10 protein-coding genes are annotated in these 11903 nt (G+C 52.4%); 6 read left to right on the plus strand and 4 right to left on the minus strand.

Annotated elements, in window-relative coordinates:
* Window positions 1-30: 30 nt before the first annotated feature.
* From PYCH_RS10140 to amrS, 3 genes are all read right to left on the minus strand, one after another.
* Entirely contained in the window at window positions 31-2094 is a 2064-nt protein-coding gene (locus PYCH_RS10140) for an S-layer protein (RefSeq protein WP_013905478.1), read from the minus strand.
* A gap of 185 nt (window positions 2095-2279) precedes the next feature.
* On the minus strand, window positions 2280-3086 hold the full coding sequence (locus PYCH_RS03600) for a hypothetical protein (protein WP_013905479.1): 807 nt from the start codon (window positions 3084-3086) through the stop codon (window positions 2280-2282).
* A 1-nt stretch (window position 3087) separates the two neighbouring features.
* Complete coding sequence (gene amrS, locus PYCH_RS03605) at window positions 3088-4134, minus strand: AmmeMemoRadiSam system radical SAM enzyme (RefSeq protein WP_013905480.1); 1047 nt, start codon at window positions 4132-4134, stop codon at window positions 3088-3090.
* Window positions 4135-4229: 95 nt separating this feature from the next.
* Here amrS and PYCH_RS03610 point away from each other — a divergent pair, with 95 nt between their 5' ends.
* The 3 genes from PYCH_RS03610 to PYCH_RS03620 are packed head-to-tail and all read left to right on the plus strand — an operon-like array spanning window position 4230 to window position 6706.
* Window positions 4230-5165: a 2-dehydropantoate 2-reductase gene (locus PYCH_RS03610; RefSeq protein WP_048058358.1), complete on the plus strand. Its 936-nt coding sequence runs from the start codon at window positions 4230-4232 to the stop codon at window positions 5163-5165.
* On the plus strand, window positions 5137-5781 hold the full coding sequence (locus tag PYCH_RS03615) for a TIGR00153 family protein (protein ID WP_013905482.1): 645 nt from the start codon (window positions 5137-5139) through the stop codon (window positions 5779-5781). The genes PYCH_RS03610 and PYCH_RS03615 overlap by 29 nt, the downstream gene beginning before the upstream one ends.
* A gap of 4 nt (window positions 5782-5785) precedes the next feature.
* A complete protein-coding gene (locus tag PYCH_RS03620; protein WP_048058190.1) occupies window positions 5786-6706 on the plus strand; it encodes a D-2-hydroxyacid dehydrogenase in 921 nt (306 codons plus the stop codon).
* Between the two features lie 5 nt (window positions 6707-6711).
* Here the strand turns inward: PYCH_RS03620 and PYCH_RS03625 are convergent, their stop codons facing one another.
* Entirely contained in the window at window positions 6712-8406 is a 1695-nt protein-coding gene (locus PYCH_RS03625; RefSeq protein WP_013905483.1) for a 1,4-alpha-glucan branching protein, read from the minus strand.
* 188 nt (window positions 8407-8594) lie between these two features.
* Here PYCH_RS03625 and rqcH point away from each other — a divergent pair, with 188 nt between their 5' ends.
* The 3 genes from rqcH (at window position 8595) to PYCH_RS03640 (ending at window position 11892) form a co-directional block, all read left to right on the plus strand.
* On the plus strand, window positions 8595-10541 hold the full coding sequence (gene rqcH / locus PYCH_RS03630) for a ribosome rescue protein RqcH (protein ID WP_013905484.1): 1947 nt from the start codon (window positions 8595-8597) through the stop codon (window positions 10539-10541).
* Entirely contained in the window at window positions 10538-10984 is a 447-nt protein-coding gene (locus PYCH_RS03635) for a hypothetical protein (protein WP_013905485.1), read from the plus strand. Before rqcH ends, PYCH_RS03635 begins: the two co-directional genes overlap by 4 nt.
* Window positions 10985-11133: 149 nt before the next feature.
* Window positions 11134-11892 carry a hypothetical protein gene (locus PYCH_RS03640; RefSeq protein ID WP_148236190.1) on the plus strand — a complete coding sequence of 253 codons (759 nt, stop codon included), beginning with the start codon at window positions 11134-11136 and terminating at the stop codon, window positions 11890-11892.
* The last annotated feature ends 11 nt before the right edge of the window (window positions 11893-11903 follow it).

An 11903-nucleotide genomic window follows, 5' to 3' on the forward strand; every position in this document is an offset into this window, starting at 1 on the left:
AGAGTGGAATTAATGAAAAGGGAAGAGAAATCAGCTGAGGTTGGCAAGGTACTCGAGGAGGTACTTGGCGGCCTCCATCGTACCCTCCCTGTCGGTACCTGCAACGAGGAGGGCCTCATAGTCAGTGCCGGGTATCTGGGCGACCTTGAGGACGTAGGCCTCCTTGCCGGTGCCGTACTTGGACTTCCACTCGTCGTAGGTGGTGGGTACACCAAAGGCCTCAGCGAGGGCGGCGGCGACCTTGTTAATGACGGGACCACCGACGACTATAAGGTTGCTGTTCACATCGTCAGGTATCTGGATGTCGGTGTCAAGGACGGTAATTCCCTCACTGGGCTTGACGATCTTGTAGGTCGTGACGGTGGCCTCGGCACTGGTGAGCTCGTAGTCGGGGACATAGTCACCATTTACGTCAAGCTTGTCTCCAACCTCTAACTTCATGATGTCCGGGTTGGCGATTTGCTGGATCTGGATCTCGGCGTAGATGTTGTAGACGTACTGGCCATAATAGTCGTTCCCTTCAACGGTACACTGACCACCGCAGTAGTCGACGGCATAGTGGAGCCTGTAAATCGGGTCGAGCGTGGGTATCTCGATGTCAGTTGTTCCTCCGATGTCGTCAGCGTTGACGAGCTTGATCTTGGCGACGGCCTTGGCATAGGCGGTGCCCGGAAGGTTGATTATGTTTGCAACGTTCTGAGTGTACCAGCCGAAACCATAGTAGGTTTCATACGTTGTCGTGTCATCGCTGGTGTCCAGGAGACCCTCAGCGGCCGTGTCCTGTATCCAGCCACCGTCGGCATTGTAGTCAACGAGACCCATGAAGTGGACGGTCCAGTCCGCGGTCGGCCAGGCATCTCCCTCGTTGACGGCCTTGAGGTTGGTGTATGCGACAAGCCTGACCTTGGGTTCGGTGTTGAGGCCTATGAAGGAGTCTGCCAGGGCAACGACGAGGTCGTCAGCACCATCACCGTCGTAGTCACCCCAGACGCTGACACCCTGTGGTATCTCGGTACTCTCGAGGGCAACGGTAACCTGCCTGGCGGGCCTCTGTCCAGTGGTGTCCTCGACGTTGAGGAGGACCTTGTCTCCCGTCGGCGATATGTCAACGACGGTTATCTTGTAGGGCCCGATTGTGAGGCTGTCTCCGACCTGGACCCAGCCCTCTTCGCCCTCGATGGTCTGGTCAGCGAGCAGGAGGACGTAGTCGCCAGCCTTGGTGGCCTCACAGGTCGGACAGATGCTGGCGAGGTTGGGCGTTCCGGGCGTGTAGGTGCCGTAGACACAGACGACGTGGTACTTGTGGCCGAGCAGCGTGAAGGAGTCTCCGGGCTCGATACCTGGGTCGGTAAGCGTGTAGTAGGTGACCTCCTGATAGTCGCCACCAAGGCCACAGCAGTCTGGTATGTTAACCGTCACCACTGTGGTGGAGGACCACTGCCAGTAGTCAACTATGTACTGGAAGGCTCCTGCTGGGACGGTTATGGTCTCATCGCCGTCTGGCCACTCAGGTTCGTTCTCGTCTGGGCCAAGGTTTATGTCAATCTTGTCAATGATGACACTGACGTAGGCGTTGGGGTTGACGTCATCAAGCTTGTCAGACCAGTCGGAGCTTGGGTTGTCTCCCTCGTTGAGTATCTTCTCCCTGAGGCCTATGTCAAGCTTTACATCGTAGGTGTTCCACCAGTTCCTCCAGTCATCAAGTGTCCCGGCGTAATCGGCGCCGTTCCACCAGTAGTTCGGAAGGGCATTAGCGGCGGCGGTCTCAGTTGTGAAGTTTCCGGCGAAGCTGTAGACAGGCACGGTCTCAAGGGTCTTCGGAAGGATCTCAGTGAAGACGGCGGTGGCGCTGGCCTTAACCTCCTCCTCAGTGTAGAGCAGGCTACCGATGGCGAGGGCTATGTCTGCGGCTGCCACAACATCCTCGGCTGCGGCGCCACTACCAACGACGATCTTCACGTTTGGCTTACCGTCCTTAACGAAGAAGTCCTTCGCTGGGAGCTGGCCAATTTCGGGCTGGGCACTTACAGCTCCGAGGGTCGCTCCAACCATCGCGGCACCCACGGCGAGTGCCGCGATCTTCTTCACTTTCATTCTCCAACACCTCCCTACGTTGTGGAGTATCCCTAGTGTTAGTTCACTATCTTCCTGGCCGCGGGGGTATAAATACTTTTCGGTTCCAGACCCTTTCTTACGATTAAAAGAGCTCGCTTATTGCCGTAAAAGAAAAGAGGGGCTTCCCCTTGTGTCTACAGGCTCTTCGGTATTTGCCGATAATATCACTCTCCAAACTGAAGGTTGGCCAGTGGCCTATGAACGAGCTCGTTGATGAGGGCTGCGAGGTCCGAAAGGGCGTTTTGAATCTCAGAGGGAGAAGGTTCCACTATCTGAGGCTCGACGATGGCGATGCCGATCGGAGCATATTTTGCCGTCAGAACAAAGAGCGTCTCGAAAGTGGAGAGCAGCTCGGCAGCAACGAGGGCTTCAACCCTCTTCTTTCCGTTAACCTCAAACTCCCCTTGAGGCTGGAGAACAAACTTGTTTATCCTGCAACCCTCCAGGGAGAGGGCCTTTTTTATGTTGGATTCAAGCTCCTTGTAGTCGTTTCCGTACACCTTTATGACGAACTGATACCGAACCATCCCCTCGTCGAGTATCATCTCCTCTATTTCATCTTCAGAATAACCAACCCTGGGCTCGGGAATCCCCTCCAAGGAAGGATAAACGGCGAGACCTCCGAACTCCTTCATGAGTTTGCCCATAAAGTACGACACCTTCCCAAGGGTCTCCATGAGTTCCTTAGCATTGATCTCGGTCCCCTTGATGTCAACAAGCTCTACTAAAGTAGGGCCGTACTTCATGATTAGCTCCACAACCTTTCCAAACTCTCCCTCGAGCTCTACTTCCAGCATGGCCGAGTACTTCAGGGGCCCCTCCTCGACTTCGATCACGTCCCCTTTCTCCAGCCTGTGGAGGGTAATCTTCTCATCCTTGAGCTTCTTCTCGATCTCTGATATAGAAGTTTCTACGGCTTTCTTATCGTTTCCTATGGCTTCAATATAAAATATAACCCTCAAGGCCAGCATACTACCACCACATTCCCCTGTACGACTTTCCAAGGTACCTTCCCACTATCGGTATGGGTTCCCCACAGTATTGGCACTTCCCATCCTTTACGTGATACTCAGTTATGGCAAAGCCCCAACGTCCGATGACTATTCGGCCGCACCTCGGGCAGTAGGTGTTCTCTCCATCGTGCCCAGGTACGTTGCCGAGGTATACGAACTTCAATCCCTCTTCCTTGGCTATCTTATAAGCTTTTTCCAGCGTTTCGAGAGGTGTGGGCGATAAATGAAGGAGCTTGTAGTGGGGATAGAAGCGGGAGAAGTGAACGGGGGTATCGTCGCCGAGGTTCTCAACTACCCAGCGGGCGAATGCTCTTATTTCCCCCTCCTCGTCATTAAGCGTCGGGATTATAAGGTAAGTCAGCTCGACGTGGATGCCAAACTCCTTCTTCGCTATAACAGCCGTCCTTCTGCTTGGCTCACCGCCCAGAACGCTCGCTATCCTCATGTAGAAGCGGTCATCGAAAGCCTTTATGTCTATGTTCATGGCATCTATATATGGGGCGAGTTCCCTGAAGGGTTCCTCGTTGATGTAACCGTTCGTCACGAGGATGTTGTTGAGACCCTCCCTCTTTGCCAGCCTCGCCGTTTCGAGGACGAATTCGTACCATATCGTGGGCTCGTTGTAAGTGTAAGCGATGTTCTCACAACCGTAGTGCTTTGCCATTGCAACTAATCCCTCGGGCGTAGCATCCTCCAAGTATGGAAACCTCTCCTCGCCCTGACTTATCTCCCAGTTCTGGCAGTGCTTGCAATGCATATTGCATCCAACAGTCCCTATAGAAAAGGCGCAAGAACCAGGCCAGAAGTGGAATAGGGGTTTCTTCTCAACGGGATCGAGAGCTACTGAGGAAACCTTTCCGTAGTTTAGGGTGTACAACTTTCCGCCAATGTTCTTCCTAATCTTGCACGACCCCCTCTGGCCATCGTCTATGATGCAGTTGAGGGGACACAACCTACACCTCACCCTGCCCCCTTCGAGGGGCTCCCAATACATGGCTTCTCTCATAAGCTCACCGACATACCTTGTAATGCCTAAGCCTTTAATGTTTTATCATGACAAAGGGTATAAAGGACCCAAGGGGAAAGTTATCTGGGATAGCCATGAAAATATACGTGCTCGGTGCCGGTGCCATAGGTTCCCTGTTCGGAGCCCTTCTAGCGAGGGCTGGAAACGACGTTCTCCTGGTGGGTAGAAGGCCTCACGTCGAGGCAATCCAGCGGGATGGTCTCAAGGTCATTGGGGTGGAAGAGTTCACAGTTGACATCGATGCGGCGGTGGAGATTCCTGAGGAGCCGCCCGATCTTATAGTATTGGCAACGAAGTCCTACTCTACAGCCGAGGCTCTCGAGGCCGCTAAGAAGGCCATTGGGGAGAGAACGTGGATAATGAGCATTCAGAACGGGCTCGGAAATGAGGAGAAGGCTCTTAAATATACGAAAAACGTTATCGGAGCTGTAACCACGAACGGGGCGATGCTGGAGGCACCGGGACGGGTTAAATGGACGGGAAAGGGTATAACGGTGCTCGGGCTTTACCCGAGGGGAAGACACCCCTTCGTGGAGGAGGTTAAGGAAGAGATGAGAAGGGCCGGTCTGGAAGCCTTCGTAACGGAAAACGCCGCTGGATGGAAGTGGGCCAAGGCCATAGTGAACTCGGCCGTAAACCCAATAGGGGCGCTCTTAGAGGTCAAAAACGGTTATCTCCTCGAAAACGAGAGTCTGCTTTCCATCGTGATGGAGGTCGTGAAGGAAGGATGCAGGGTGGCCCTCCAGAACGGAATTGAATTCGAGGTTCCCCCGATGGAGCTTCTCTTCCAGACCCTTGAGAGGACAAGGGAAAACTACAACTCCATGCTCCAAGACATATGGAGGGGAAAGAGGACGGAGGTTGATTACATAAATGGTAAAATAGTCGAGTACGCGGGGGCCGTCGGGCTGGAGGCTCCGATGAACGAACTTCTATGGGCCCTGATAAGGGGGAAGGAAGCTCTTGCGGCGGGTGGGAAAAATGCCGATACTGGGAGGAAAGGAGGATGAGGTTTTCGAGAAGATTGAGGAGCACGTAGAGGTCGTCGGGGAGACGCTGGGAGCTCTCAAAGAGCTCATTAGGGCTTACCTCGACGGGGACGTGGAGAGTGCCGAGAAACTTGTGAAAGCCGTGGAGGGGAAGGAGAGCCAGGCTGATGAGCTTAGAAGGGAGGTAGAGTTAATGCTCTATGGAGGTGCCTTCATTCCCGCCAACAGGGGCGACTATGCGAGGCTGAGCGAACTAATAGACAACGTGGCGGATGCCGCCGAGAGCGCGGCTCACGTTCTGATATTCGCCAAGCCAGATGTTCCAGCTGATCTGAAGATGGAAATCTGGGAGCTCGTGGAGGAATCGCTGAAAACGTTTGACTATTTGAAGGAGGCCGTTCTGTCTCTTAACAGGGACGTTGACGATGCCCTGAGGCTCTCTAAGAAGACGGAGGAGCAAGAAGAAAAGGCAGATAAGGTAGAGTACGACCTGCTGAGAAAGATATTTGAGTCCTCCACCCTAAGCACCTACGCAAAGCTTATTTGGAATCAGGTCATTACGAAGATCGGCGACGTTGCCGACAGGGCGGAAGATGCTTCCGACCAGGTTATGCTGATGGCTATAAAAAGGAGGTGATACTATGAAGGTGTTGGTCGCCGCGCCTCTCCATGAGAAGGCCCTTCAGGTTCTGAAGGATGCCGGCCTCGAAGTAATCTATGAGGAGTACCCGGAGGAGGGCAGGCTCGTCGAGCTCGTGAAGGATGTCGAGGCTATAATCGTCAGGAGCAAGCCAAAGGTAACGAGGAGGGTCATTGAGGCCGCCCCAAAGCTGAAGGTCATTGCTAGGGCTGGCGTCGGGCTTGACAACATCGATCTCGAGGCGGCCAAGGAGAGGGGAATACAGGTTGTGAACGCTCCCACAGCTTCCAGCAGGAGCGTTGCCGAATTAGCTATTGGCCTGATGTTCGCCGTTGCCAGGAAGATAGCCTTCGCAGACAGGAAGATGCGCGAGGGCGTCTGGGCCAAGAAGCAGGCCATGGGTTTCGAGCTTGAGGGCAAAACGATTGGAATTGTCGGCTTCGGTAGGATAGGCTATCAAGTTGCAAAGATAGCAAAGGCCCTCGGCATGAAGGTGCTCTTATATGACGTTTATCAGAACGAGGAGAAGGCGAAGGAAGTTGATGGGAAGTTCGTTGACCTCGAGACACTCCTCAGGGAAAGTGACATCGTCACGCTCCACGTGCCCCTCCTTAAGGACACGTACCACCTCATAAACGAGGAAAGACTGAAGCTCATGAAACCGACCGCCATATTAATCAACGCCGCCAGAGGAGCCGTAGTTGACACCAACGCCCTTGTCAAGGCCCTCAAGGAAGGTTGGATTGCCGGCGCTGGTTTAGACGTCTTCGAAGAGGAACCCCTGCCTGAGAACCACCCGCTCACTAAGCTCGATAACGTCGTCCTGACGCCTCACATTGGAGCATCGACGGTTGAGGCTCAGGAGAGGGCTGGAGTGGAGGTTGCAAAAAAGGTTGTGGAAATCCTTAAGGGTTCTTCCTGAGCTTTTCAAACATTTTTACCAACCTCAGCCTCCTCACCGCCAGTTGGGACTTCTGGAGGCTCCACGTAAGTGGGGACTTCGGGTGGCTCCTCACTGACGTAGGGCTCCAAGATTATGGGATGGAAGGGATTGTCCATTTTCTCGAGCTCCTCTAAGAGTTCCATTTCCCTAAAGTCCCCGGTTTCGAAGTACTCCTCTAGGGCGTTGGCGATGCGGTGGAAATAGTGGGCGTGTTCGAGAACCCTTCTCTCACCGTATTCCTTGGCCTGACCGGTTGTTATAAGGAACTGCCAGTCACTGCTTTCCATAAGCAATAACTCCCTGCCAAGCTGTTCGAGAACCCTGTCCCCGAACCTGTCCTCCCCGAGATACTTGCTGGCGAGGTACACCATCCTCCTCTCAGCCAGATGGATGTGAGACCAAGTCCACTCAACCTTGGGGTTCCACCAAGTGTAGTGGTTGCCGAACATTCCCCACGAGCCCTCCGGAAGTTCGATCTCGTATCTCAGCCCTCTGTAGTCGTTGAGAAACTCGCTTATGGTCGTCGTGGCTATGCCTTCATCAGCCATCAGCTCTAAGACACGGCCGAGCCACTTAACCCCCTCGAACCACCAGTGGCCGAAGAGCTCCGTATCATAGGGAGCCACAACGATGCCTTTCTCACCGGTCTCCCTCTCAAACTCCTCCAGCAGAGACTTAACGAGTGATACGAAGTGCCTCGCGTGCTCCTCAACTTTCTCCAGGGCTTTCTCTGGTTCGTAGGGCTCCTTATGGGCAAGGTCAATGTGCTTCCCGGTGACCCTCCAGTACTGCCCACCGCTTCCCTCGGCCTTTTTGTGGAATTCTCTATACCAGAAGTCTCCCGGGTATCCTATATCACCACTCCACACCTGCATGCTTGTTTCCCTGTTCCTTGCAAAGACCGCGATACCGTTCTTGAGAAAGTATGGTCTAAGAGTCGATTTTCTGCTCTTTGCAGGCAGAATGACCCCATATTGCTGAGTCGCAGGTCCTTCATCTATGAGGTGGCTCTCGACGAAGAAGAACTCTATCCCATGCTTTTTAAGGAACTCCTCGAGACCCTTCCTCCAGACTACCTCCCCCGTGCTTGGACTCCTCCAGAAGCCGGCTGGCCTGTAGGCGCACTCAGGAAGCCATATCCCCTTCGGCCTTTTCCCAAAGTGTTTCTCATAAGTCGCTATCCCATTTACTATCTGGGCCTCTATGGCCTCATCCCTTTCCAGCAGAGGCAGATAGCCATGGGTCGCTGTAGATGCTATGACCTCGACGTAGCCCTCGTCTTGAAGCTTCCTGAGTTTTCCGATTACGTCTCCCTCAATCTTCTTCCAGTAGTCGTAAACATCCTCAAAGTAGCCGATCATGAATCTGATTGCCCTCTTGAGCTTGAAGTCATTAAATTTCTCAAGATCTTCTCTCATCTTCTTCAGCTTCCTCTCCATGTACTCCTCGAAGCCTGCCTTTATGTCTCCGTCGGCTAACTGCTCCATGAGAATCGGAGTAATCCCAATGACAAGCCTGAATTTAATTCCCTTTTCCTTGAGCCTCTCCAGCTCCATAAGGAGCGGGAGGTAGCTCTCGGCGATCGCCTCGTAAAGCCATTCTTCACCGAAGGGCCATTTGCCGTGCTTCCTGACGTAAGGTATGTGTGTATGTAGAACAAAGGTGAAGTATCCTTTCATTACGGCAACACCTGTGACGAGATTTCTACCGGGAGTATTTAACTATTTCGGGTTTATCAAGCCTTTGTTTTCCAAAAAATGATTTACCAGCATGAAACAAAATGCGCCGTGATCTCCCCCAGCAGGATTTGTGGATTAGGACTTAAAAGTTATTTAAGGATTGAATCCCAGAGGGCGGGGGTGGAAATATGAAGGAAGCCATGACGAGCGTGGACATCAGGTACATCGTGAAGGAGCTTAGGGAGCTAGTGGGCGCAAGGGTCGACAAGGTTTATCATGAGGGTAACGAGATAAGAATAAAATTCCATAAGGCGGGTGAGGGCAGGAAGGATTTGATAATTGAGGCGGGCAAAAGGATTCATCTGACCACATACATAAAGGAGATTCCCACTCCAACTTCCTTTGCCATGCTTCTCAGGAAACACCTCGGAGGGGCTTTTCTGAGCGGAATAGAGCAGCACGACTTTGATAGGATAGTGAAGTTGAGCTTTAGAGACTACACGCTCGTAGTGGAGCTCTTCGGCAAGGGCAACCTCGTGCTCGTGGGGCCAGATGGTCTCATAATAGCGGCCCTCCGCTATGAGGAGTTTAGGGATAGGGCAATAAAGCCGAAGGTGGAGTACAAGTTTCCACCGAGCAGAGAGAGCCCGCTTGAGGTCTCTTGGGAGAGGTTTAGGGAACTTGTAGCTTCCGATGATTCCGAGATCGTAAGGGTGTTGGCGAGAAAGTTCAGCATTGGCGGCCTCTACGCCGAGGAAATTCTTCTGAGAGCTGGTATCGAAAAGGGAAGAAAGGCGAGGGAGCTAACCGAGGACGAGCTCAGAAAGATCTTTGAGACGATGAAGGGCCTCTTTTCCGCCCCTAAAAGACCCAGCATCGTTTACAAGGATGGGCAAATGGTTGACGTAGTTCCAATAGAACTCAAATGGTACGATGGATACGAGCGGAAATACTTCGAAACTTTCAGCGAAGCTCTTGATGAATACTTCGGCAAACTAACGGTGGAGAAGGCTAAGGCCGAAAAGACAAGGAAGCTTGAGGAAAAGAGGAAGGCGCTCGAAATATCCCTCGAAAGGATCCGCGAGCAGATGATGGCCTTCGAGGAGGAGGCTAAAAAGAACCAAGAATTAGGTGATCTTATATATGCAAACTATTCCCTTGTGGAGAGGTTGCTGGAAGAGCTCAGGGCCGCCGTCAAGAAGCTGGGATGGGAAGAGCTCGAGAGGCGCGTTGAAGAGGGAAAAAAGACAGGGAACAAGGCCGCCGAGGTTATTAAGGGAATTCATCCCTCGGAGAACGCCGTAACGGTTGAGATAGATGGAAAGGCCATAAAGCTGTACCTTAACAGGAGTTTGGGGGAGAACGCGGAGCTCTACTACGAGCGGGCCAAGAGAGCGAAGGCCAAACTGGAGGGTGCTAGGAAGGCCTACGAAGAGACGAAGATTAAGATTGAGGAGCTAGAGCGGCTTATAGAAGAGGAAGGAAAGAAGGTCGGTGTGAAGAAGCTCGAGAGGAGAAAGAAGAAGTGGTTCGAGAAGTTCAGGTGGTTCATCAGCAGCGAGGGGTTCCTCGTCATCGGGGGCAAGGACGCTACCACAAACGAGATGGTCGTGAAGAGACACATGGAGGAAAACGATATTTACTGCCACGCCGACGTTTACGGCGCCCCCCACGTAGTTATCAAGGACGGGAGGAAGGCCGGGGAGAGAACGATATTCGAGGCGTGTCAGTTCGCCGTCTCCATGAGCAGGGCGTGGGGTCAAGGGCTCTACAGCGCGGACGCCTACTGGGTTTATCCCGAGCAGGTTAGCAAAAAGAGCCCGGCCGGAGAATACCTGCCAAAGGGAGCTTTCATGGTGTACGGAAAGAGGAACTGGTTCCACGGCATTCCCCTGAAGCTCGCCGTGGGGGTAGTCAAGTACGAGGGTGATGAGCTTGTCATGTGCGGCCCCGTGGATGCCGTGAAGGCCCACACTAACAGATACGTGGTCATAAGACCCGGCGACCTCAAGAAGAGCGAGCTCGTGAAGAGAATAAAGAAGATACTCGAGGGTTGGGGCTATAAGGTTCCTGAAGAAGATTTGATGGCTATCCTGCCGCCGGGCGGCGGGGAGATAGTGGAGGTGGTAGGATGAGCCTCATGAAGCTCTACGCTCTGGCAAGAGAGCTCGCGAGGGACCTTGTCTTTGAAATAGATGGAGAAGTCGTTACTCTCTCAGTGAAGGGAGTGCTCCTGGTAAAGATACCCTCCGATAACTACAACTTTTCCTTTTTCGAGGTCACAGAACAGGAGTTCATCTTAGCCATCCAGATGGGAGGTTACATGGTCTATCTAGGAATCGAAGCAGATGACGAAGTTGAGGAAGAGGCCTACCCAATGGTCGTTCGGACGTTGATAGCTCAGCTAATACCCGACGTCAATGCCCTGATAAGAGAGGCAAAGAAAGTTAAGTATGCAGGTCCCGGAGACATGCTCCTCGACGACAATATGTCCCCCGACCTGAAGGAGGCGATGTACGACATCCTGATGAGGCATAGGAGGGGTATTACTCCCTACGAACAAGTTGAGGTTGCCTGACTTTGTAAATTTCCCAATTCTTGTTGTAAATTTTCCAACAAACAAACAAACTCTCTTGAATAGTTTCCAATTACATGGCTAAGTTTCTGGTTATTGTATGAATTCTATAAAAAGACTTAAATATTTTCCAAACAAAATGGGGAGGTGAGGTGAGAGACATGGAGGTTAGGTATTCTGGCCCCGAGAGATACTTCCCGCTCATCAACGCTCACTCTAACATCATTGTTGATGGCCTCTCATCCCTTGGGATAAAGGTTGAGGAGGTTGAAGTTGGGGCGAGGGAGCTTGCCATAGGTGGGAGGCTTATTCTTCATGTGGTCATGGAGATAAAGGTCAATGTTGAGGAGAGCGGGTTGATGAGGTCTCAGCTTGAGAAGATAGTTTACCCCTTGGTAGATAGGTTCAGGGAAGCTCTTAAGAGGGAGCTTTACCCCATCGGAGTTGTTCCCTACATCAGGACTGAGGATATCAGGATAGTACCGTTGAAGAAAGAAGTTGATAAGTTGGGAAACGTTGTCGTGGACGCTCCTCCCGAGTTCGAGAGCGCCTTTAGGAGATACGCCCAGGGAATAGCAATAGGCCTCAGGGAAAGGGGGATAAAGTTTGAGACCCTCGTCGTCTCGGTTTATGAGGATGGCAAAAGGCTTGGCCTTAGGGTTGTGCTGGTGCCATTAAAAGAGTTCGAGGGTATCGAAAAAACCCTAAGAGGGCTGGCCGAAAAGTACATGGGCTTCCTGAGATATACCCTTAAGAACATCAAGGTATCCCTAGACGGCGTCGAGGTGATAACAAGTAAGATCAAGCCCTGGCCAGCAAGAATACTAGCGCAGAAGGAGCGTATTATTGCTCAGGTTGATGAGATTATTGAAGACGAAGATGTTAAGTCACTCATGGTTAAACTTAGATGAGACGGGCGCAA

The organism is Pyrococcus yayanosii CH1 (assembly GCF_000215995.1).
Lineage (GTDB): Archaea > Methanobacteriota_B > Thermococci > Thermococcales > Thermococcaceae > Pyrococcus > Pyrococcus yayanosii.

Bases quoted from the DNA above. Each gene is read 5' to 3' on its own strand.
- PYCH_RS03615 (WP_013905482.1), top strand. From the start codon at position 5,137: ATGCCGATACTGGGAGGAAAGGAGGATGAGGTTTTCGAGAAGATTGAG.
- PYCH_RS03600 (WP_013905479.1), bottom strand. From the start codon at position 3,086: ATGCTGGCCTTGAGGGTTATATTTTATATTGAAGCCATAGGAAACGAT.
- PYCH_RS10140 (WP_013905478.1), bottom strand. From the start codon at position 2,094: ATGAAAGTGAAGAAGATCGCGGCACTCGCCGTGGGTGCCGCGATGGTT.
- amrS (WP_013905480.1), bottom strand. From the start codon at position 4,134: ATGAGAGAAGCCATGTATTGGGAGCCCCTCGAAGGGGGCAGGGTGAGG.
- PYCH_RS03625 (WP_013905483.1), bottom strand. From the start codon at position 8,406: ATGAAAGGATACTTCACCTTTGTTCTACATACACACATACCTTACGTC.
- rqcH (WP_013905484.1), top strand. From the start codon at position 8,595: ATGAAGGAAGCCATGACGAGCGTGGACATCAGGTACATCGTGAAGGAG.
- PYCH_RS03620 (WP_048058190.1), top strand. From the start codon at position 5,786: ATGAAGGTGTTGGTCGCCGCGCCTCTCCATGAGAAGGCCCTTCAGGTT.
- PYCH_RS03635 (WP_013905485.1), top strand. From the start codon at position 10,538: ATGAGCCTCATGAAGCTCTACGCTCTGGCAAGAGAGCTCGCGAGGGAC.
- PYCH_RS03610 (WP_048058358.1), top strand. From the start codon at position 4,230: ATGAAAATATACGTGCTCGGTGCCGGTGCCATAGGTTCCCTGTTCGGA.